Source organism: Mesorhizobium xinjiangense, assembly GCF_009749525.1.
In the GTDB taxonomy this organism is placed as follows: domain Bacteria; phylum Pseudomonadota; class Alphaproteobacteria; order Rhizobiales; family Rhizobiaceae; genus Mangrovimarina; species Mangrovimarina xinjiangensis.
In genome coordinates this window covers 21,279-42,984 of record NZ_WOAC01000020.1, presented here as the reverse complement: position 1 = coordinate 42,984, position 21,706 = coordinate 21,279, and the positions used below count along the sequence as shown (strand labels likewise).

Sequence of the window (21,706 nt, the reverse complement as noted above, 5' to 3'; positions counted from 1 at the left end):
CCGGCGGGCGGCCACTAGACAGGAGAGCAAGATGGCGAAAGTAGTCGTGGTAACATCTGGCAAGGGCGGCGTCGGCAAGACCACGTCCACTGCCGCGCTCGGCGCCGCCCTGGCGCAGAAGGGCGAGAAAACCGTCGTCGTCGATTTCGACGTCGGCCTGCGCAATCTCGACCTCGTCATGGGCGCCGAACGCAGGGTCGTCTACGATCTTGTCAACGTCATCCAGGGCGACGCCAAGCTGCCGCAGGCGCTGATCCGCGACAAGCGGCTGGAGACCCTGCATCTGCTGCCCGCTTCGCAGACCCGCGACAAGGACAATCTGACCGCCGAGGGCGTCGAGAAGGTCATCGCCGAGTTGCGCAAGTCCTTCGACTGGATCATCTGCGACAGCCCCGCCGGCATCGAGCGCGGCGCCACGCTGGCCATGCGCCATGCCGACATCGCCGTGGTCGTGACCAATCCGGAAGTTTCCTCGGTGCGCGACTCAGACCGGATCATCGGCCTGCTCGACGCCAAGACCGAGAAGGCCGAGCGCGGCGATCGTGTGGAAAAGCATCTGCTGCTCACCCGCTATGACGCCGGCCGCGCCGAGCGCGGCGACATGCTGAAGGTCGATGATGTGCTGGAGATCCTGTCGATCCCGCTGCTCGGCATCATCCCCGAGAGCATGGACGTGCTGCGCGCTTCCAATCTCGGCTCGCCGGTGACGCTTGCCGACGATCGCAGTGCGCCCGCACTCGCCTATTTCGACGCCGCCCGCCGGCTCTCCGGCGAAACCGTTCCGGTAACCGTTCCCGGCGAGAAGCGCGGCCTGTTCGGCAAGATCTTCGGAAGGAGGGCGGCATGAGCATATTTGGCTTCTTCAGCCGTCAGGCATCCGCACCGACGGCGCGCGAACGGCTGCAGGTGCTGCTCGCCCATGAGCGCACCACGACCGGGCACTCCGACCTGGTGGCGCAACTGCGCGAGGAGATCCTCGCGGTGATCGCCAAGCACGTGCAGATCGACCGCGACAAGGTCAATGTGAAGATGGATCGCGGCAAGAAGGTCTCGACGCTCGAGGTTGATATCGAGATCCCGCTCGAGGCGGACGCGCGCGCGGCCTGACCGGCGGCTTCCCTCGCCCGGCTCTCTTTCCGACAGAATGCGTTTTCCAGGCGGCAAATCGATTGCCGCCTGCCCCATGAGCGGCCCGCGCCCGGACGGGCCGCCTTCGCCTCCCCGCATGATTGCCCTATCTTGTCCTCGTGTGACGTATCGCATTCGGGGTCGAAGCGTTCCATGGACACGATCAGGCTTTGTGCTGCAACGCGCGATCTCCTCGGCGAGGCGCCGGTCTGGGTCGCGCGCGAACGCGCCCTGCGCTGGGTCGACATCGACGGGCGGCGCTCCTATCGCTACGACCCCGCGACCGGCGAGGTGTCGTTCGTCGATTACGGTGAAGAAATCACCTGTGTGGTTCCTCGCCGTGGCGGCGGATTCCTGTGCACCTTTGCCGACGGCTTTGCCGAACTCGACGACGCGGCCCGTTTCCTGCGCTGGCTGGCACGGCCCTCGCTTCCGCCGGACCACAAGTTCAACGACGGCGGCGTCGACCCGGCGGGGCGCTTTTACTGCGGCACCATGAACACCGTGTCGAAAGAGCAGACCGGCGCGCTCTACCGGCTGGAAAGGGACGGTTCGGCCTCGCAGGTCCTGCACGGCGTGTCGACCTCCAATTCGCTGGCCTGGAGCCCTGCCGGCGACACACTCTATTACTGCGACACCAACGAACGCACGATCCGCGCCTATGACTATAACCCGGCGAGCGGCAGGATCGGCGCGATGCGGACATTTGCCGATGCCGAAGCCGATGCCGCGCCGGGCAAACCGGACGGCAGTGCGGTCGATTGCCAAGGATTCGTCTGGAACGCGCGCTGGCGAGGATGGTCTGTCGCCCGTTTCGTTCGCGACGGAAGCCTCGACCGTCTGATCGCGCTTCCCGTCAAATGCCCGACCTGCTGCGCCTTCGGCGGCGACGACCTGAAAACGCTCTATGTCACCACCGCCACCAAGGCATTGAGCGCGGAAGAAATCGAAGCCCAGCCCTTTGCCGGGGGTCTCTTGTCGCTTGATGTCGACGTGCCTGGACTGGAATGCCCGGAAGCTGATTATTAGAACTTGCCGTCATCCGGGCCGCGCGAGACGACGCCGGAATCGGCCCGCCTGTATACAGCGTTGCTCTCGGCGCAACGAACGGTCGAACGATCCGCAGTATAACCGGCCTTGGTGTCTCCGACTTCTACGATCGTGGCGTCATCCTTGCGCGAAGTACCTTGGCTATTCGGGCGGCGGTGTATACACTGCTTCTCATATGTCGCACTTACACAAGATGCGCTGATAAGCCGACCAAACGGCAGGGAGGAACAGAAATGACCAAGACAGTCTTTGGCGCAATTGCGCTCGCAGTCGGACTCGGGTGGACGATGGCCGCCACGGCGCAGGAAACGGTGAAGGTCGGCGTCATCCTTCCCTATTCCGGTCCGTTCGCGGATGCCGCCAACCAGCTCGACGCCGGCATCAAGCTCTACATGGCGCAAAACGGCGACGAGGTTGCCGGCAAGACGATCGAGATCATCCGCAAGGACACCGGCGGCCCCTCCCCCGATGTCGCCCGGCGCCTGGCACAGGAACTCGTGGTGCGCGACGGCGTCGACATCCTGGCCGGTTTCGCGCTGACGCCCGAAGCGCTGGGCGCGGCCGAGATATCCAAGGAAGCACAGAAGCTGATGGTGGTGATGAACGCCGCCACCTCCATCGTCACCGAGCAGTCGCCCTATGCCGTGCGCACGTCGGTGACCATCCCGCAGCTCAACTACACGTTCGGCAAATGGGCCTTCGAGGAAGGCGGCGTTACCCAGGCCTACACGCTGGTGGCCGATTATGGACCCGGCCACGATGCCGAAAGTTCGTTCTCGAAGGGCTTCACCGAGGCCGGCGGCAAGATTCTCGGCTCCGACCGCACGCCGGTCGCCAATCCCGACTTCTCCGCCTTCGTCCAGCGCGTCAAGGACAGCAATCCCGAGGCGGTCTACATCTTCGTGCCGGGCGGCGGACAGCCGGCGGCGATCGGCAAGGCTCTGGTCGACCGCGGCCTCGCCCCGCCGGATACCAAGATCTTCGCCCAGGGCGAGCTTACCCATCCCGAGGCGCTGGAAAGCATGGGCGACACGGCCAAGGGCATCATCACCACCTATCACTACACTTTGGAGCGCGACGACCCGCTCAACGCCGAATTCGTGGCAGCCTATCGCGAGGCCAATGGCGACCGCGCGCCGGACCTGTTCTCGATCGGCGGCTATGACGGCATGCACCTGATCTACGAGGCGCTGAAAAAGACCGGCGGCGACACGAGCGGCGATGCACTGGTGGAGGCGGCCAAGGGCATGGCGTGGCAAAGCCCGCGCGGGCCGATCTCGATCGATCCCGAAACGCGCGACATCGTGCAGACCGTCTATATCCGCCAGGTCGAGGAGGTCGACGGATCGCTGCAGAACGTCATTCTTCAGGAAATCCCGGAGGTGAAAGACCCGCTGCATGGGGCCAATTGAGGTCGGTGCATCTCGAACCATCACGCTGAACGCATTGTGAACGCCAATCTCGTTATCGTCCTGTTCGACGGGTTTGCCTTCGGGATGCTGCTGTTCGTCTTGTCGGTGGGCCTGTCGGTGACGCTCGGGCTGATGAATTTTATCAACCTGGCCCACGGAGCCTTCGGCATGCTCGGCGGCTACGTCGCCGTCACCGCGATGCGCCAGCTTGGCTTTCCCTTCCTGCTTGCCCTGCCGACGGCCTTCCTCGCCGCTGCACTCGTCAGCGTGGTGTTCGAGCGCACCCTGTTTCGCCGGCTCTATCGCGCCGGCGAATTGAACCAGGTGCTCTTCACCATCGGTCTCGTTTTCGTTTCCGCGGCCGCTGCCACCTATGTCTTCGGGACCGGACAGCAGCCGATCGTGCTGCCCGACTGGCTGCGCGGATCGGTGGTCGTCGGCGAGTTGCGCTTCGGCGTCTACCGCATCTTTCTCATCGCGATGGCGCTGGCCATTACCGCTCTCCTGGTCTTCGGTCTGGAACGCACGCGGCTCGGCGCGCGCATCCGCGCCGCGGTCGACAACCAGCGCGTGGCGCAAGGGCTCGGCATCAATGTCGACCGCATATTCGCCGTCACTTTCGCCCTCGGCAGTGGCCTGGCCGGTCTCGGCGGGGCGCTCGCCGTGGAGATCGTCGGTCTCGATCCCTCCTTCGGCTTTCACTATCTCGTCTATGTGCTGATCGTCGTCGCCGTGGGCGGGCTCGGCTCGGTGACCGGCTCATTCGTCGGCGCGGCATTGCTCGGCATCGGCGATGTTGCGGGCAAATATTTCGTTCCCGAGATCGGCTCCTTCCTCATCTATCTCATGCTGGTGGCGATCCTGCTCGTGCGCCCGCTCGGCCTGTTCGGAAAGCGCTGAGACGGCCGATGAGCAACACGACCACCACCGCAATCGACCCCGCCGCCTGGATCAGACGGCAAAGCCGCTGGTCAGCCCTGGAGGTCGCCTTCTGGCTGGCCGCGCTTTTGCCCTTCTATTTCTTTCCCACCTATCTGATGCTCGCCAGCCAGATCGCGGTCGCCGCACTGTTCGCGATCTCGGTCGACCTGATCCTTGGCTATGCCGGCATCGTGACGCTGGGCCATGCGATGTTCTTCGGCATCGGCGCTTACACCGCCGGACTGTTAAGCGCCAAGGCCGGCTGGGGCGAGCCGATATCCGGCCTGCTCATCGCCGGCGCCATGGCCGGGGCGGTCGGCTTCGTCGTCAGCTTCCTCATCGTGCGAGTCCAGCATCTCGCACTGATCATGGTCACGCTCGGGCTCGGGCTTTTGACCTATGAACTCGCCAATGCGATGTCCTGGCTGACCGGCGGCACGGACGGGCTGCGCGGCATCGACATCTGGCCGATCTTCGGCCTGTTCCGCTTCGATCTGTGGGGCTACACGGCCTATTCGTACACCCTCGCCGTGCTCTTCCTCGGTTTTCTCGCCGCGCGCCGGATCGTCAACTCCTCCTTCGGCCTGGCCCTGCGCGGCATTCGCGAAAATGTGCGCCGCATGCCGGCGATCGGCTCGCCTTACCGGCGCCATCTGCAGGCGATCTACACCATCTCGGCCGCGATCGCCGGCCTCGCCGGCGGGCTCCTGACGCAGACCACCAACACGGTGGCGCTGGAATCGCTCAGCTTCCAGCGCTCGGCCGATGTCGTCGTCATGCTCATCCTCGGCGGCACGGGCCGGCTGTACGGCGCCGTCCTCGGCGCCCTCGTCTTCCTTCTGGTGCGCGACCGCCTGTCGGGCGTGAACCCGCAATACTGGTATTTCTGGATCGGGCTGATGCTCATGGTCGTCGTGCTGTTCATGCCGAAGGGAATCCTCGGCGGCCTCACCCGCCTGGCCGGCCGGACAAAGGGATGACGGTGGCGTGATGGCAAGTGGAGAAGCCGTCCTCAGCACACGCGGGCTTAGCAAGCGCTTCGGCTCACTGGAGGTGACGCGCGACGTATCGATCGATCTGCCGCGCGGCGCGCGCCACGCGCTGATCGGCCCCAACGGGGCCGGCAAGACAACGTTGATCAATCTCATCGCCGGCGACCTGAAGCCCGATGCAGGCCATGTCCTGCTGAAGGGCGACGACATCACCGGGATGGCCACAGCGGCGCGGGTGCGCCGCGGCCTGACACGCACCTTTCAGATCAATACGCTGTTTCCCGCACTGACACCGCTCGAGGCGGTTACGCTCGCGGTCTGCGAGCGCGAAGGCATCGCCACCCAGTTCTGGCGCAATCTGGCGACCCACCGTGAAGCGATCGACGAAAGCCATGCCATCCTCGGTCAACTGGCGCTCGGCGACGTCGCGACCCGGCCGACGCGGGAACTGGCCTATGGCCAGCAGAGGCTGCTCGAAATGGCGCTGGCGCTGGCCACGAAACCGAAGGTGCTGCTGCTCGACGAGCCGGCGGCCGGCGTGCCGAAAGACGAAAGCGCAATGCTCTTCAGCGTCGTCGCCGCGCTTCCCGAGGAGATTTCGGTCCTGTTCATCGAGCACGACATGGACATCGTGTTCGCCTTTGCCTCGCGCATCATCGTGCTGGCGGGAGGCGGAGTCCTGATCGAGGACGTGCCGTCGGTCGTGGCAAGCGACCCACGGGTGCGCGAGGTCTATCTGGGAAGCGCCCGCCATGGCTGAGACGCTGCTCGAACTGAAGGGTGTGCGGGCCGGCTATGGCGAGGCGGTGGTGCTCGACGCGATTGCGCTATCGCTGCCGGCCGGCGGCAGCCTCGCCGTGCTCGGCCGCAACGGCGTCGGCAAGACGACCCTGCTCCTGACGGTGATGGGCATCGTCCGCCTCATGCGCGGTTCCATCCATTTCGACGGCGCGGACATCTCGCACGTACCGGCGCACAAACGCGCCCATCTGGGGCTCGGCTGGGTGCCGCAGGAGCGCGACGTCTTTCCTTCGCTGACGGTGGAGGAAAACCTCACCGTTGCCGCCAGGCGCGGGCGCTGGGACCTGCCGGCCGTCTATGCCCTGTTTCCGCGGCTCAGGGAACGCCGGCGCAACATGGGCAACCAGCTTTCGGGCGGCGAACAGCAGATGCTGACGATTGCCCGCACCCTGATGACCAACCCGTCGGTGCTTTTGCTCGACGAGCCGCTGGAAGGTCTGGCGCCGATCATCGTGGAGGAACTGACCGCCGCGATCCGCCATATGAGCCGCGACGAGGGGATTGCGCTGGTGCTGGTCGAGCAGCACGCCGAAATGGCCCTCGGCCTGACCGAGGAGGCGATCATCATCGAGCGCGGCCAGATCGCCCACCGTGCGCCGTCGGCGAAACTTCTCGATGACCGCGCCGCGCTCGACCGCTATGTGGCGCTGCAGCTCGACGACATGCACGGCCACAACGGCCGGGACCATCCGCACTGACAAGCGGGCGTGTCGCGCGCCGATTTGGCGTGTCGGATCGAGGCAATGTATACATGGGCGCAAGAAGGAAGGAAGCCAGTTCCATGGACGACAATACCGGCAAGACCCATGCGATGCGGGCCCTTATCGAGTTGCGCAAGAGGATATTGAGCGGCGATTTGCCGGGCGGCACCCGGCTCTTCGAAGTGCCGCTGGCCGAGCAGCTCGAGATATCGCGCACGCCCATTCGCGAGGCCATGTCGCGGCTGGCCGAGGAAGGGCTGCTCGACCGGGCGCGCAACGGCGGCTTCATCGTGCGCGCCTTCGGTTTCGACGACGTCGTCGACGCCATCGAATTGCGCGGCGTGCTGGAAGGAACCGCCGCCCGTCTGGCAGCCGAGCGTGGCGCGAAACCGGACGCGATGGCGCGCATTCGCTCGATCGTCGAAACACTCGACGACTGCTTCGGCGACAAACCCGGAGAGGTCGATTTCGAGCGCTATTCAGAGTTCAACGCCGCGTTTCACCGTGAACTCGCCGGCCTTTCCGGCAGCGACATCATCCGCCGCGAAGTCGAGCGCGTCACCCGCCTGCCCTTTGCCTCGCCATCGGCCTTCCTGCCGGACAATGCCGAAATCGAAACCTTTCGCCGCTCCCTCAACACGGCCCAGGAGCAGCACCGCGCGATGGTGACGGCGATCGCCGCACGCGAGGGCGCACGTGCCGAAGCCCTGGCGCGCGAGCATGCGCGCATTGCCAGGCGCAACCTCGAATATGTCATGGTCGAGGACCGCAGCCTGATCGACAGCCTTCCCGGATTGGCGCTCGTGATGAGCTGAACTGGCCGCCCGCCGCGCGGTCTTTTCGAGTGGCGAGGTGGCGTTGGAATTGACACGCAGGCCGGCACTCTCCTGCATTTGCATACTTGCGTTCCGCCCCTGGTTGCGCGACAGTCATGTATACATGAACCGCGATGGTTCTGGGAGGAGAGACCATGGGAAAATCGAGCCTTGAAGCCGTTTTGCAGAAATCCGGCAACGCCGTGGAACTGCTGCGCAACTCAAAAATCGGCATGTATGTATACCCGGTGGTAGCAGCCGAGTTCACCAACTGGCGTGACGAACAACGCGCCTGGCGCGAATCCGCCGTGCTGTTCGACCAGTCGCATCACATGGATGAACTGATCGTGGAAGGCCCGGACGCGGCAGGCTTCCTGGAAGGTCTGGCGATCAACAGCTTCGCCAACTTCGACACCAACCGCGCCAAGCACTTCGTGCCCGTCTCGCCGGAAGGCTACGTCATCGGCGACATGATCATCTTTCGCGAGGAGACGGACAAGTTCGTCCTCGTCGGGCGCGCGCCCACCGCCGACTGGGTTGAGTACAACGCCTCGCTCGGCAAGCATGACGTCAAGGTCACGCGCGATCCGCGTTCGCCGTCGCGCCCCGACGGCAAGGAAGTCCGCCGTGTCCACTATCGCTTCCAGATCCAGGGACCGGACGCGCCGCGCGTGCTGGAGAAACTCAATGGCGGGCCGGTGCCCGACATCAAGTTCTTCCATGTCGACTGGATCAACATCTCCGGGCGCAAGGTGCGCGCCCTGCGCCACGGCATGGCCGGCGCACCCGGGCTCGAGGTCTGGGGCCCCTATGCGGAGAAGGACGAGGTTCACGCCGCCATTATGGAGGCGGCGGCGCAATCGGGCGTGGACCTGTACCAGGTCGGCGCGCGCGCCTATTCGACCAACACGCTGGAATCGGGATGGATCCCCTCGCCGCTGCCCGCCATCTACACCGGCGATAAGATGAAGCCCTACCGCGAATGGCTGGGCGCCGACAGCTACGAGGCGAACGGCTCGATCGGCGGCAGCTTCATTTCCGACGACATCCGCGACTACTACACAAACCCGTTCGAGCTCGGCTACGGCATCTATGTCAAGTACGACCACGACTTCGTCGGCCGTCCGGCGCTGGAAACGATGAAGGACAGGCCCCACCGCAAGAAGGTGACCTTCGAATGGAACGCCGAGGATGTGATGAAGGTCATCGCATCGGCCTTCCAGCCCGGCGAGGACAATTACAAATGGATCGACTTCCCGCAGCCCAACTACGCCTCGTCCAGCTTCGACCGGGTGACGAAGGGCGACAGGATGGTCGGCCTGTCGATGTTCAACGGCTATTCCTTCAACGAGCGCTGCATGCTGTCGCTCGGCGTCGTCGATCCCGACATCAATGTCGGCGACGTGCTGACGCTGGTCTGGGGCGAGCCGGACGGCGGCAGCGGCAAGACGTCGACCGAACGGCACAAACAGGCCGAAATCCGCGTCCGCGTTTCGCCCACGCCTTATGCGCGCGAAGCGCGAGAGCACTACGCGCAAGGCTGGCGCACGCACGCGCCAGGCTGACAGCAGCTATAGAGCGCCACGAGGCAGGGTGGCGCTCGAATAGCGCGCGTTCGCTTCAAACGGAAACGTTTGACGCAAGGATATGCGCGCCAGATCAATATGCTTGAACATGTACCTTTTCGCTCAAACGTCACCGTTTGAGCGGGACATGTTCTAAGGCCGTGTGGACACCCGACCGGGAATGATCTTTCGAAGGCCGAATCTGCGCAAATGAAGACGGCATTTGCATCTAATTTCATCACCCATCGGTCTGCACATCAGCTATGCAAAACTGATGGTTGTCTCAGCACTGAGGGCCGCGCTATCAGCATCCCTGTCAGCGATCCACCTCCTCCCGGAAAGCTGACAGCTCATACGGCACACCTCCTCCCGTGCCGTGTCGAGATCCAAGCCCACTGCCTCCTCCTCCCGGCAGTGGGCTTTTTTTTGACCGGACGGCGCGGAAAGGTTCAGTCTGCGGCCGATTCCGCGGCGTTCACGGAACGGACGATGTCCTGCATCAGCCCGTGCAGCCGATCGCGATGGCCGTTGCGTGCGGACGGCCGGTCCGCCGCCGACGTCATGACCACCGTCAGGCCGAGACCGGGCGCGACATAGATCATCTGGCCGCCGTGGCCCCAGGCATAGTTGACGTCATGCCCGGCCATCTCGGTCAGGAACCATCCATAGCCATACTGGTCGTCGTGAAACACGGAACGCGTGCGCGGCTGCCAGCATTGCTCGATCCAGGCCTCGGGCACCACCTGCTGGCCGCCGGCACGGCCGCCATTGCGGAAGAGCTCGCCGAAGGCAAGCATGGAGCGCGGGCTCATCGCCATCTGGTTGCCGCCGAAATAGACGCCCTGCGGGTCGCGCATCCAGTCGGCTATGACAAAGCCTTCGACGGGCTCCAGCCATTCGCGCGCGAGCTGCAGCGTCGAGCGTCTGCCCTGCCGCGTCAGGATCGCCGAGAGCAGATGCGTGTTGCCGGTCGAATAGAGCATGCCGCCGCCCGGCTCGTCGACGAAGGGTTGCGCGAGCGCTTCGCGCACCCAGTCGCGGCTCGCCACCCAGCGGCCGTAATTGCGACCGGACGTGCGCTCGAGCCCGGCCTGCATGGACAACAGGTTGCCGATTGTGACGCGTTCGAGCCGCGGGTCGGCGTCTTCCGGCAGCTTGTCGGCCAGCAAAGGCGCGATCGGCTGGTCCGGCCCTTCGAGCAGGCCCTTGTCGATGGCGATGCCGACAAGGGCCGCGATGATCGCCTTGGAGGCGGACTTGATGTTGGTCGGTGTGGTCGTCGAATGTCCGCCAAACCCCTCTTCGACCAGGATCTCGCCGTCGCGCGCGACGATCAGCGTTTCCAGCTGATCCAACGCCGCCGCCTTATCGACAATGGCCGCAAGCGAAGGCGCAGTCGAAGACGCAGGCTGCTCGGATGAGGGTTGCTGCGCCGCAACGGGCAACGGCCCGGCGACGAGAAGCATGAACGAAAGGAAGGAAGCCGCGATCCTGATCGACATGACTGTTGTCTGTTCCCGGGTTGAGCATCGGCATGCTGTTTCGACCGCCAATCGAGCGGTTGTGTGACGGAAAAATCATGATAGTTTCACTCAACAAATTTTGATCGCCGGGTCCGGATCCATTCTTGCGCTTGCCATGATGGCATTCTACATAGCCGAAATCCGCACGGGCGGAACGCCCTTGCACGTAAGCGTTAACGTCAATCAACGCGCATGATCGAACCGTATTCGCCGGTTTCGGTCTGCGCGGCTGTGTCCAGCAGAACCGGAACCGGATCCTGAAAGGACTCAGATGAATATCACCAACTCCGACATCACGACGTCCGCTCCGGGCATCGAGCGCGTGCGCCATGAACTCAAGCGGCGTTCGCTGACGGTTACCGAGATCGAAAAGCTCACGCCCAAGATGCTGCGCATCACCTTAAGCGGCGAAGAACTCGCGGATTTCGTCAGCCTGGCGCCGGACGATCACATCAAGATCGCCGCGCCCTCCCCCGACGGTCCCGACGGCGTCGAGCGGCGCGAATACACGCCCCGAAGCTTCGACAATGCCGCGCGCACGCTCGTCATCGACTTTGCTGTCCACGACGCCGGCCCGGCAACGCAGTGGGCGCTCGAAGCGCGGCCCGGCGACACGCTGGTCGTCGGCGGTCCGCGCGGTTCGGCCGTTGTATCCTCCGACGTCAGGCGCTGGCTGCTGATCGGCGACGAAACCGCCTTGCCGGCCATTGGACGCAGGATCGAGGAAGCGGCGCGGGGGACGATCATCACCAGCATCGTCGCCGTGACGAATGCCGCGGAGCACCAAACCTTCGACACCGAGGCCGACCTGACGACCCTTTGGGTGCATCGCCCGCTTACCGAAGCCGCCGACCCGACAGCGCTCTTGAACGCCGTCAAGACGGTCGAATTGGAAAAAGGAACATTCGCCTGGATCGCCGCCGAAGCCAAGGTGACCCGGGCCATCCGCTCCTATCTGGTCGAAGAACGCGGCCATCCGCTCACCTGGATGAAGGCGTCCGGCTATTGGGTGATGGGCAAGGCGGATTCGAAGGAGAACTTCGGCTGATTTCTCTCCGGCTTCAGCAATCACGTCGCATCTTGACGCGCAACGTTTCAGCACTGATCCTTGCCTCTCTTCAACCAGAAGCCTAAGTCGGACCAGGAGAATGCTGCGATGAATGCAATCAGACGCTGTTTGTCCGTAACGGCCCTATGCTTTGCCACCATGGCACACGCCCAGCCGCTCGAGGTGACGGGTGAGGTGAGCCAAGTCTTCGGCGATCGGTTTGTCCTGCAGACGGGAAGCGGTGACCTTCTGGTAACGGCGCCGCCGGGCGCGCCGCAAGTGCAGGCCGGACAACGCCTGACGGTGACGGGCGAGCGCAACGGCGATCAGATGCTCGCCGAGCATATCCAGACTGATGGCGCCTCGCAGCAGGAAACAGGTGCCGCCACGGCCTCCGACGCGGAGCTGCCCGCCGCCCTGCGCGGCCTCGGCCTGGAAATCGTCGGCAGCCGGGACTGGCCCTACGGCAAGCGGGAATTTCTGACACGTCTGGCGGACGGAACGCGCATCGAGATCGAGGTCGACCGCGACGGCCATGTACGCGAGATCGAGGCGGAAGGCCGCCGCGCCGTGATGCCAACCACATTCCTTGAGCGCGTCATGCCGGACTCCATCGCGCGTCACCCGCAGCTCCAGAACCTCAGCGGTCTGCGGAAGATCGAAATCTCGGACGACGGCGAGGTCGAGATCGAGGGCTTCTCGGCCTCGGGCGGCGAGATAGAGGCGGAATTCGACCGCTTGGGCCGCCTCGTCGATTTCGATCTGGACTGAAGCGGCCATTGTCTCCCCATGGCCGCACCAACACCTCGGCGCGCACCGCAGCAGCCACGAGACGCCCACAATTCGATGTTAGGCGAACCGGATGATGCGTTTCAGATTCCTGATCATCCTTGCCGTCATCGGCTTTGCCGGGCTGTCCCTGTCGGGCTGCGTCTCTGATGCCGGCTATTACGATTATGACGGTTACGGGCCATACGGCCCCTATTACGGCAGCGGTTCTTATGTCGGCAGCGCAATCATCTACGATAGCCGTCCACGCGTGCGCTACCGCTACGACCGACCCCGCTACTACGACCGGCACCGTCATTATGACCGGCACCGTCGCTATGACCGCGATCACCGCGCCCATCGCCCGGACCGGCCTCGAAAGGTCCACCGTTCGGATTCCAGACAAAAGGCCGATCGGCCAAGGGCAGAACAGCCGCGTCGGAAGGCAAGCCGCCCGCAGGCGCACCAGACCAGGCTCCATCGCCAGGTTCAGCCAGGAACGCTGCAGCCTCAGCGCCGGCGCGGTCTCAGCCGCAGATCAGGCCCGCCGCCGCCAACGCGATGACCGGCCGGTCAAGGTCAGTGCCCTGCACGCTTTGCCGCTGAAGGTGTCAGTTTCGGGCGGTCTCGGGATTGAGCGGCGGAAGGCCGATACCGGCAGACTTGGAATGCGCTGCCGTCGCCTTCCCGACCGCCTCGGCCACGGCGCTCCAGTTGGCGGAGGCCGGGGAATCTTGTCCACGGCCATAGATTGATCTGCCGATCGTCGTCAGCGCCTGCTGGACGGGAATGATCTGGGACGGGTCCGTTACAGGGGAACGCCTGGCCCATTCATCGAGGGCGCGCAGGGTCGCGTGATAATCGCGCCGTCTAACCGCCTTCAGCAGCTCGCGTTCCGCCCATGCCTTGCTGGCGCGGCGGCGCTCCTGACTGTTGCGCCGGGCCGCTGACAGGCGCGGCCCGTAACGCCGGATCGCCATGGCGAACAGGGCCAGGACGACAAGCGCGGCAAGCCCCGCCACCGCAAGAACAAGCCGCGAGCGGTCGTCCCCCTCTCGCACTGCAGGCGGACCGTCCACGGAAATGTCGAAGCCGTCCACCGAGGCCGTCTCGACGGCGCCCGATTTCAGGTTGAACCAGCGCAACTCGATGCCCGGAGCATGGCCGCTGCCGCCGCCTTCGGCCATCAGGGTTTCGGTCTCCGTGCGCGTTCCCGAAAGGACGCCGCGCTCGTCCTTTTCGCTGATCGCGGGCTGGTCTGGATAGGCGGCGATCCCGTCGATTTCAAGGGCAGGCATCAGCGCGGGAAGCACGATGGGTGAAGCGCCTTCCATCTGCACCGTCACCGTGCGCTTGATGCTCTGGCCCGGCTTCAGGCCGGTCGTGGGCTGGGTCACGTCCTGGGTGAGCTTCAGGCTCTCGGCAGCAATGAAGGGATCGAGATCTTCCGCGCCTTGCGGCACGACGCCGGTAATGGTGACGGGTTCCGTCTGCAAATCGACCTGCGTCGGATCGGAGCTTCCGGGAACGGCATAGGTGACGGAGATCGTCTGGGCCGGAATGTCGAACGTGTCGGCCACCATGGGCGAGATCAGATAGCGCCGGCTGACGCCCGACCACGCCTCGCCGTCGACGGTTCGGCTCGTCGGCCCGGTCGAACGCTCCGGCAGACGCACCCTGAGGTTCGGCGCCTCCATCGACGGAAACTCCACCGGCTTGGGCAGCCAAGTGGGCACCAGAACCGTCACGCGCAGCGTCGCATACTGGCCGGGCACCACCTCCGACGTGTCGAGCTCGGTCTCGACGATCGGCTGCGCGGGCGGCTGCGCTGCAGGCTGGTCGGGGTCCTGCGCGCGCACGACGCCGGCCGACAGGACGAAGACGGTGACGAGAAGGAGAAACGTTCTCATTGTCCCCTCGCTGCCTCGATCGCGAAGCGCTGGCGGAGGAAATCGCCGGGATCGGTATCGACCGTGTTCATCCATTGCTCGGCCGTCAGCAGTCCTCCTTCTTCGTCTGCTCCCTGAATTTGAGTGTCTGCACCGCGCGCATCCTCATTGTCGAATACCACATCGTCGGCGCCTTCGCCGGATTCCTCGCCGGTGTCGGACTGCTCGCGGGCAGTCTCGACGTAATCGAGGATCTGCTTGGCGGTCTCGAGATTTTCGGCTGCGCCCGGATAGTCGGGATCGCGCTTGAGGGCCTCCTCGAATGCGGCGATCCCCTCGCGGTATTCGCGTCCCTTGACATGCGCCAACCCCTCCCGGAAGGCGGCATCGGCCGTGTCGAGCCGGGCAAGGACCTTTGCCGCCTCGCTGTACTGCCCGTCGCGAGAAAGCGCCTCGCCCTTCCATATCGGATCGACGAACAGTTCCGCCGCCTGGTCGAAATGCTTGCGCTGATAGGCGATGCGGCCCTGCTGGTCCGGTGTGAAGAACCAGTCGGCGATGCCCTCGGCCTGTGCCGGCGCCGGCGGCATGATCCCCATGCTGAGCGCCAGGAACAGCGACCAGCGCATGGTCCAGCCGCGGCGGAACCACAGGAGCGCCAGAAGGGCCGCCGGCCAACCGAGGATCCAGCCGCGATCGTCCCAGGGCTGGGTGCCTTCCTCGGTGAGGGCGCGCTGATAGGCGGCGTTCAACTGGCGATCGAGCGTGCGCACATCGCCATCGTCCGGGGTCGCGCGGACGACGGAAATGCCGAGACTGTCGATGCCGCGATCATTCGTGCCGCCGGGCAGCATGGCGAGCACCGCGATGCTGGCTTCCTCGACCGCGTCGATCGCGCTGACATCGACCGTTTCTATCGCATCGGTCACGAACAGAATGCCGCCCGGCGCATTCTCCTTGGCAAGATCATTTTGCGCCAGTTCGAGCGCCGCCGCCGCATCGTCGCCGTCTTCGGGCATGACTTCGGGCGACAGGCCCTCCAGATAGGGCTGGACGACATTGGGGTCCTCCGTCATCGGCACCACCGAATGCGCCGTGCCGGCATAGGCGATGAGCGCCGTGCGCCCGCCGGCGCGCAGTTCGAGCAGGTCGCGGATCTTTTGCTTGGAGCGTTCCAGCCGGGAGGGAGCCAGATCCTCCTGCTCCATCGACGACGTGACCTTCAGCACTATGACGAGGGGCGCCGTCTGCGCGACAAAGGGGTCCGGCACGCGCGACCAGGTCGGCCCGGCAGCACCCAGCGCGGCGAGCACGAGCGCCAATGCGGCACCGTCGATCGGCAGCACGAGCCGCCTTTTCCCGCCGCCCACCGTCAGCGCCCGGCGCAGATGTGCGGCAATGCCTTCCAGCTCCATGGCGGGCCGGGTCGCCCGGCGGCGCACGAAAAACCAGATCACGACGATGACCGGCACGAGCACAAGCCAGGCCGGCCTGATGAAATGGAACGCGTCGATGAACAGGCGAAGATCCGTCATGCCCGTCGCACCCTCCGGGCGCTGAAAAAGGCGAGCACCGCGATGGTCATCGCGCCGATGAGGCTGGCCGCCGCCAGAAGCATGAAGGCCAATGGCTGCCGCGGGCGATAGGACAATGTTTCCGTCTGGCGCGGCGCAAGCTGGTCGATCCGGTCGTAGACCTGCTCGAGGCCGTCCTCATCCTCGGCAAAGAAGTACCGTCCCCCGGTGCGCTTGGCGATGTCCTGCAGGGTCGCGATATCAACGCGATCCTCGCCCGAGGCGTTCGGGTCGCCGACGCCGATGGTGTAAATCTCTATGTCCCTGTCATTGGCGATCTCGGCCGCGTTGACGGGGCTCATGCGGCTGGCCGTATCCGTTCCGTCCGAAAGCAGGATCAGAAGCCGCTGTTCGATGTCGCTCGCCTCGAAGGTGCGGATCGAAAGGCCGATGGCATCGCCAAGTGCGGTGTGCGGCCCGGCCATCCCGACCTCGGTCTGGTCGAGGAGCTCGCTGATCGTCTGCAGATCTTCGGTCAGCGGCGCCTGCACATAGGCTTTGGAGCCGAACACGATCAGCGCCATGCGGTCGCCTTCGCGCCCGGCGATGAAATCGTCGACCACGCCGCGCACGCCTGCAAGCCGCTGCTTCTTGGTGCCGTCCGGCGCGGTGAAATCCTTGGCGTCCATCGAGCCCGATATGTCGATGGCGAGAATGACGTCGCGGGCGGACTTGTTCATTTCGACGGGCTCGCCCAGCCGTTCGGGCCGCGCCAGCGCCAGAACCAGCAGCAGCCAGATCACGATGGCCGCCCCCATCTGCAGGCGCGTGCGCGCCAGGATCACCGCACCTTGCCCCGGCTCGGAACCGGCCGTCTCGACGATCCGCCTGAAGAAGGGGAAGCGCAGCGCCGGCACCTGCTCGCGATGCGGCGGGAACAGCCACCACAATAAGAGCGGCAACGGCAAGAGGAGCAGCGCCCAGGGAAAGGCCAGCGTGATCATGACGCCTGCTCCGGCCGGTGGTGCGCAATCCATCCCCTGGCGATGCGGTAGAGAGCGGGATCGTCCTTTGCCGAGCGATAGGGCGCTTCGGCCACCAGCCTGCCCGGCCCCTCGAGAAAATCCGTTCCTTCAACGCGTTCATCGAGGAAGCGCAGCCAGTCTTCGCCGGCAAGACCGGCGACGTCTCTCCTCGGATAGGCGGCGAGCGCCGTGCGCCTGAGGATGGCGGCAATGGCGGCCGGATCGTCTCGCGCCGCGTCAAGTTCCCGGATCGCGAAGCGACGATAGGCATTGGCCAAGTTGCGGCGGCGGATTCGAAGCGCGATCAGGGTGCCGGCCAAGAGCAGGATCAGCGCCAGCGCCACCCAGCCCCAGGTCTGCGGCATCATGGAGACGGGCGGCGGCTCCGGCGCTTTGACCAGCCGGTCGAGCAAGTCAAGCAGCGTGACGGGCTGGGTTTCACCGTTCATCGCCGTCGTCCCGGCAGGCCCATGAGCCGCCGCATCTGCGCAACGCTGTCCTCTCCCGTCGTCAATGGCAGGACCGACACGCCAAGCTGCCTTTGCCAGTCGAGCACCTTGGCAAGCCGGCCCTGCGCCATGTCCCTGAGACGGCGATGCACCGTCCTGTCGGCGGTGTCGATCTCAGCCTGCAGGACACTGTCGGACACGACCACCTTCACCCCGGCCGGCATGTCGTCGACATAAGGGTCGGAGACAAGCACGAGCACCAGATCGTTGCGCTGCGAGAGCCCGGCGACGAGCCGATGCGTCGTCTCGTCGATCTCGTCGAAATCGCTCAACAGCAAAATCAGATGGTTGCGCGGCGCAATCCGCGCCACCGATTGCAGGACGCGGTTCATCGGCATCGGCGTGACCGGCGGGCGGTCGGCGTGGAGCAGTGCGTTGGCGTCGCTCAACGCGGTCAGAAAGGCGGTCAGCGATTTGCGGCTGCGCCCCGGCCGGATCTCGGCGAGTTCTGTGTCGCCGAACACGATGCCGCCCACCCGGTCGCCCTGGTCGAAGATGCGGAAGGCGGCAAGCGCGGCACACTCGGCCGCGGTGACCGACTTCATGTTCATGACCGAGCCGAAGAACATCGACATGCGCTGATCGACGACGATCAGCGTCGGGCGGTCGCGCTCCTCGGTGTAGATGCGCACATGCGGCTCGCCGGTGCGTGCCGTCACCTTCCAGTCGATCGCGCGGATGTCGTCGCCCGGCAGATAGCCGCGCAATTCCTCGAAATTCAGCCCGCGTCCGCGCAGGCGCGAGGCATGGCGGCCGTTGAGCACGCTGCGCGCCGGCTGGCGCGGCAGGAAGCTGATGCGGCGGGCCCGCGCCTCGAGCGCGCGCAGATGCGGAAGGTCGACATGGATGCGCGCATCCTCCACGCCCGTTTCACCCGCCGGCTTGTCTATGCCTGCGCGTATGCGTGCTGACCTGTCCCGCATGGTTTTATACCAAGGACCACTGATAATGACCGATCTGACCGGAGTTATTGCGTGTCGTGGCAAGGCGCGCCGCGCGCCGTGATGCCGTCGCATCATAAGCGTGGCGCAACGCGGCCACGGCGCGCAAGAGCCCGGCCCTTTGGGTGGGACAGGGCGAACCGCTGGACGTCGTTGCGCTGTTTGACCGATGCCCCGCATCGCCCTGCACAGCGCGCCTAGCCAGCGTATCGTCCTGCCCCATCAGATCGGTCATTATCAGTGGTCCTTGGTATTACTCAGGTCAAGGCGACTTGGCTGAGCAACTCGCCGGTTACCTTGTCCGGTGTCACGCCTTCGCCCTGCGCTTCGAAGGTCAGGCCAAGCCGGTGCCGGAACACATCGGGAGCGATGGCGCGCACATCCTCCGGATCGACATAGTCGCGGCCGGCGAGCCAGGCATGGGTGCGCCCGCATTTGTCGAGCGCGAGCGAGGCGCGCGGACTGGCACCCACCTCGATCCAGCGCGGCAGATCCTCGCCGAACTCCGACGGGATGCGCGTGGCGTTCACCAGATCGGCCATATAGCGCTCGATCGCCTCGGAGATATGGATCGCCCCGATCTCGCGCCGCGCGGCAAAAACCGCGTCCTGCGCAATGGCGTCCGGTTTGTTGGCGGCCGCCTTGTTCTTCTTCGCCTCCAGCGCCGCAATCTCCTCGCCGCGCACCAGCCGGATCACCTCCACCTCGTCTTCCACCGGTGGATAGGTGATGAGCACATGCATCAGGAAGCGGTCCAGCTGCGCTTCCGGCAGCGGATAGGTGCCTTCCTGCTCGATCGGATTCTGGGTCGCCATCACCATGAAGAGCGGCTCCATCGCATGGGTCTTGCCGGCCACCGTGACCTGCCGCTCCTCCATGGCCTCCAGAAGCGCCGCCTGCACCTTGGCCGGGGCGCGGTTGATTTCGTCGGCCAGCACGATGTTGGCGAAGATCGGCCCCGGCTCGAAGCGGAACTCGGCCTTGTCTCCCGACTGATAATAGACCTCGGTTCCCGTCACGTCCGAAGGCAGAAGATCGGGCGTGAACTGGATGCGGCTGAAATCGGCCTGCAGATTGTGTGCCAGCGCCTTGATGGCACGTGTCTTGGCGAGGCCCGGCAGGCCCTCGACAAGCAGGTTGCCATTGGCCAGGAGCCCGATCAGCAGCCGGTCGATCACATCGCGCTGGCCGATGATGGCCGTACCCATGCGGGTGCGCAGTTCGTCGATTTGGTCACGTGGCGTCATGGCTGGCCCGGCTAATTGCTAATCGACTGACCATCCCGATCAGGTCCGACGGCTCGCCCTTTATCAGCACGCGAGCCCAAAGGTCCCCTGGGTATGGAAACGCACCTTGTTCTCATGGTGCAGCACCAGTTCAATTGCCCGCGAGGAGACAACGTCCCCGCGGGCTGGTTCGGTCAGGCCGTTATTGGGCCATGCCGCTCAATTTCCTCCTGAGATTCTCCTGGATCTGGTCGACCGAGAAGCTCGCGGCGCCCTGCGACGGCGGATACTCCTCGAAAGTCGCGAAGAACCTCGCGACCTCGACTTGTGCCGGAGTGAGCAGGAAGACGTGGTCCATCAGCCAGTCGTAATAGGTGTTCGAGGTGACGTCGGCCCGCTCATAAGGGTCGGCGCGCAGATCGAACAGCTTGGGGACGCGCAGGGGCGTGAAGGGATTGGCCCATATCTCCAGCGTGCCGTTCACCTTCTGCTCCTCGAACACAACCTTCCAGTTCTCGTATCGCAGCGCGACGATGTCGCCGTCGTCGTTGAAGTAGAAGAACTCGTTGCGCGCGCTCTCATCGGCCTCGCCCGTCAGATACGGCAGTTGGTTGTAGCCGTCGAGATGAACCTTGTAGTCGCTGCCGTCGATCGTAGTGCCTTCGAGCAGCCGGTCCTTGATGTCCGCATCTCCGGCGGCGGCGAGCAGTGTCGGGAACCAGTCGAGGCCCGAGACCATGCCGGTCTTGACGGTGCCGGGCTCGATATGGCCGGGCCAGCGGATCATCGCGGGCACACGGAAGGCGCCTTCCCAATTGGTGTTCTTCTCGCTGCGGAACGGGGTGGTGCCTGCATCGGGCCAGGTGTTCTGATGCGGGCCGTTATCGGTCGCGTACATCACGATGGTGTTGTCGGCGATCCCCATCTCGTCGACCGCGTCGAGGATCTGGCCGACGATGGCGTCATGTTCGATCATGCCGTCGGCATATTCGGTCAGTGCGGTCAGACCGGGCTCGCTGCGGTTCTCTTCCTTGACGTGGGTGCGGAAGTGCATCCGAGTGGTGTTCATCCACACGAAGAACGGGGTGTCCTGATCCGCCTGCCGCTTCATGAAGTCGATGGCCGCGGCCGAGGTCTCCTCATCGACCGTCTCCATCCGCTTCTTCGTCAGCGGGCCGGTATCCTCGATCTGGCCATCGGCGGAGGACTTGATCACGCCGCGGGGGCCGAAATTCTCTCGAAAGGCCGGGTCTCGCGGATAGTTGAAATTCTCCGGCTCCTCCTCGGCGTTGAGGTGGTAGAGGTTGCCGAAGAACTCGTCGAAGCCGTGGTTTGTCGGCAGGAACTCGTCCTTGTCGCCAAGATGGTTCTTGCCGAACTGTCCGGTGGCGTAGCCAAGATCCTTGAGCGCCGAGGCGATGGTCACGTCGTCGGGCTGAAGACCGATATCGGCGCCGGGCAAGCCGACCTTGGAGAGGCCGGTGCGCAGCGTCGACTGGCCGGTGATAAAGGTCGACCGGCCCGCCGTGCAACTCTGCTCGGCGTAGTAGTCGGTGAACTTGATTCCCTCGTTCGCGATGCGGTCGATGTTCGGCGTCTGGTAGCCCATCAGTCCGAAGCTGTAAGCCGAGATGTTGGTCTGTCCGATATCATCGCCCCAGATCACCAGGATGTTGGGCTTCTCGGCCGATTCTTGGGCAACGGCGGGACCGGGTGCGGCAAGGTAGGCCGCAACGAGTGCAAGCGCCGCGGCGCCGAGCGTTTTCGTCAGGGCGCAAGGTTTCATCGATGTCTCCTGTCTTGTCCGTTCATTGAACGCGTCCTCGTGGAAACCGTCATGGGTCCGGACCGATTATTTCAGACATTCATGACACAAGG

General features: G+C 64.7%; 21 protein-coding genes. 13 read left to right on the top strand and 8 right to left on the bottom strand.

Features of this window, described 5'->3' with window-relative positions; translation table 11 throughout:
* Nucleotides 1-31 precede the first annotated feature (31 nt).
* From minD to ligM, 10 genes are all read left to right on the top strand, one after another.
* A complete protein-coding gene (minD, locus tag GM909_RS19565) occupies nt 32-847 on the top strand; it encodes a septum site-determining protein MinD (protein WP_157018899.1) in 816 nt (271 codons plus the stop codon).
* Nucleotides 844-1,107, top strand: a complete 264-nt coding sequence (gene minE, locus GM909_RS19560) for a cell division topological specificity factor MinE (protein ID WP_157018898.1) — start codon at nt 844-846, stop codon at nt 1,105-1,107. Before minD ends, minE begins: the two co-directional genes overlap by 4 nt.
* A gap of 174 nt (nt 1,108-1,281) precedes the next feature.
* Entirely contained in the window at nt 1,282-2,157 is an 876-nt protein-coding gene (locus GM909_RS19555) for an SMP-30/gluconolactonase/LRE family protein (protein WP_157018897.1), read from the top strand.
* Nucleotides 2,158-2,411: 254 nt separating this feature from the next.
* Nucleotides 2,412-3,590, top strand: a complete 1,179-nt coding sequence (locus tag GM909_RS19550) for an ABC transporter substrate-binding protein (protein ID WP_157018896.1) — start codon at nt 2,412-2,414, stop codon at nt 3,588-3,590.
* A gap of 36 nt (nt 3,591-3,626) precedes the next feature.
* Nucleotides 3,627-4,490: a branched-chain amino acid ABC transporter permease gene (locus GM909_RS19545; RefSeq protein WP_157018895.1), complete on the top strand. Its 864-nt coding sequence runs from the start codon at nt 3,627-3,629 to the stop codon at nt 4,488-4,490.
* 8 nt (nt 4,491-4,498) lie between these two features.
* Nucleotides 4,499-5,491, top strand: coding sequence for a branched-chain amino acid ABC transporter permease (locus GM909_RS19540; RefSeq protein ID WP_157018894.1), 993 nt, complete (start codon nt 4,499-4,501; stop codon nt 5,489-5,491).
* Between the two features lie 10 nt (nt 5,492-5,501).
* On the top strand, nt 5,502-6,263 hold the full coding sequence (locus GM909_RS19535) for an ABC transporter ATP-binding protein (protein WP_157018893.1): 762 nt from the start codon (nt 5,502-5,504) through the stop codon (nt 6,261-6,263).
* On the top strand, nt 6,256-7,002 hold the full coding sequence (locus GM909_RS19530; protein ID WP_157018892.1) for an ABC transporter ATP-binding protein: 747 nt from the start codon (nt 6,256-6,258) through the stop codon (nt 7,000-7,002). The genes GM909_RS19535 and GM909_RS19530 overlap by 8 nt, the downstream gene beginning before the upstream one ends.
* 83 nt (nt 7,003-7,085) lie before the next feature.
* Nucleotides 7,086-7,820 carry a GntR family transcriptional regulator gene (locus tag GM909_RS19525; protein WP_157018891.1) on the top strand — a complete coding sequence of 245 codons (735 nt, stop codon included), beginning with the start codon at nt 7,086-7,088 and terminating at the stop codon, nt 7,818-7,820.
* Nucleotides 7,821-7,975: 155 nt separating this feature from the next.
* Complete coding sequence (gene ligM, locus GM909_RS19520) at nt 7,976-9,385, top strand: vanillate/3-O-methylgallate O-demethylase (protein ID WP_157018890.1); 1,410 nt, start codon at nt 7,976-7,978, stop codon at nt 9,383-9,385.
* A 449-nt stretch (nt 9,386-9,834) separates the two neighbouring features.
* On the opposite strand, the gene GM909_RS19515 is transcribed toward ligM, so the two are convergent.
* Nucleotides 9,835-10,887, bottom strand: coding sequence for a serine hydrolase domain-containing protein (locus GM909_RS19515; protein ID WP_157018889.1), 1,053 nt, complete (start codon nt 10,885-10,887; stop codon nt 9,835-9,837).
* Nucleotides 10,888-11,179: 292 nt separating this feature from the next.
* On the opposite strand from GM909_RS19515, the gene GM909_RS19510 reads away from it, so the two are divergent.
* From GM909_RS19510 to GM909_RS19500, 3 genes are all read left to right on the top strand, one after another.
* Nucleotides 11,180-11,956, top strand: a complete 777-nt coding sequence (locus tag GM909_RS19510; protein ID WP_157018888.1) for a siderophore-interacting protein — start codon at nt 11,180-11,182, stop codon at nt 11,954-11,956.
* A gap of 108 nt (nt 11,957-12,064) precedes the next feature.
* The gene (locus GM909_RS19505) at nt 12,065-12,727 is read left to right on the top strand and encodes a hypothetical protein (RefSeq protein ID WP_157018887.1); all 663 of its coding nucleotides are present in this window, start codon (nt 12,065-12,067) and stop codon (nt 12,725-12,727) included.
* Nucleotides 12,728-12,818: 91 nt separating this feature from the next.
* Nucleotides 12,819-13,289 carry a hypothetical protein gene (locus GM909_RS19500; RefSeq protein WP_157018886.1) on the top strand — a complete coding sequence of 157 codons (471 nt, stop codon included), beginning with the start codon at nt 12,819-12,821 and terminating at the stop codon, nt 13,287-13,289.
* 46 nt (nt 13,290-13,335) lie between these two features.
* Here GM909_RS19500 and GM909_RS19495 read toward each other — a convergent pair whose 3' ends face one another.
* The 7 genes from GM909_RS19495 to GM909_RS19465 all read right to left on the bottom strand — a co-directional run bounded on the left by GM909_RS19495 (nt 13,336) and on the right by GM909_RS19465 (nt 21,614).
* Nucleotides 13,336-14,634 carry a BatD family protein gene (locus GM909_RS19495; RefSeq protein ID WP_198174318.1) on the bottom strand — a complete coding sequence of 433 codons (1,299 nt, stop codon included), beginning with the start codon at nt 14,632-14,634 and terminating at the stop codon, nt 13,336-13,338.
* A complete protein-coding gene (locus GM909_RS19490) occupies nt 14,631-16,148 on the bottom strand; it encodes a VWA domain-containing protein (RefSeq protein WP_157018884.1) in 1,518 nt (505 codons plus the stop codon). The genes GM909_RS19495 and GM909_RS19490 overlap by 4 nt, the downstream gene beginning before the upstream one ends.
* Nucleotides 16,145-17,131, bottom strand: a complete 987-nt coding sequence (locus GM909_RS19485; protein ID WP_157018883.1) for a VWA domain-containing protein — start codon at nt 17,129-17,131, stop codon at nt 16,145-16,147. Before GM909_RS19485 ends, GM909_RS19490 begins: the two co-directional genes overlap by 4 nt.
* Nucleotides 17,128-17,601, bottom strand: a complete 474-nt coding sequence (locus tag GM909_RS19480; RefSeq protein WP_157018882.1) for a DUF4381 domain-containing protein — start codon at nt 17,599-17,601, stop codon at nt 17,128-17,130. Before GM909_RS19480 ends, GM909_RS19485 begins: the two co-directional genes overlap by 4 nt.
* Complete coding sequence (locus tag GM909_RS19475) at nt 17,598-18,584, bottom strand: DUF58 domain-containing protein (RefSeq protein ID WP_157018881.1); 987 nt, start codon at nt 18,582-18,584, stop codon at nt 17,598-17,600. Before GM909_RS19475 ends, GM909_RS19480 begins: the two co-directional genes overlap by 4 nt.
* Before the next feature lie 275 nt (nt 18,585-18,859).
* Nucleotides 18,860-19,849 carry an AAA family ATPase gene (locus GM909_RS19470; protein ID WP_157018880.1) on the bottom strand — a complete coding sequence of 330 codons (990 nt, stop codon included), beginning with the start codon at nt 19,847-19,849 and terminating at the stop codon, nt 18,860-18,862.
* 181 nt (nt 19,850-20,030) lie between these two features.
* Nucleotides 20,031-21,614: an arylsulfatase gene (locus tag GM909_RS19465; protein ID WP_157018879.1), complete on the bottom strand. Its 1,584-nt coding sequence runs from the start codon at nt 21,612-21,614 to the stop codon at nt 20,031-20,033.
* Between the last annotated feature and the right edge of the window lie 92 nt (nt 21,615-21,706).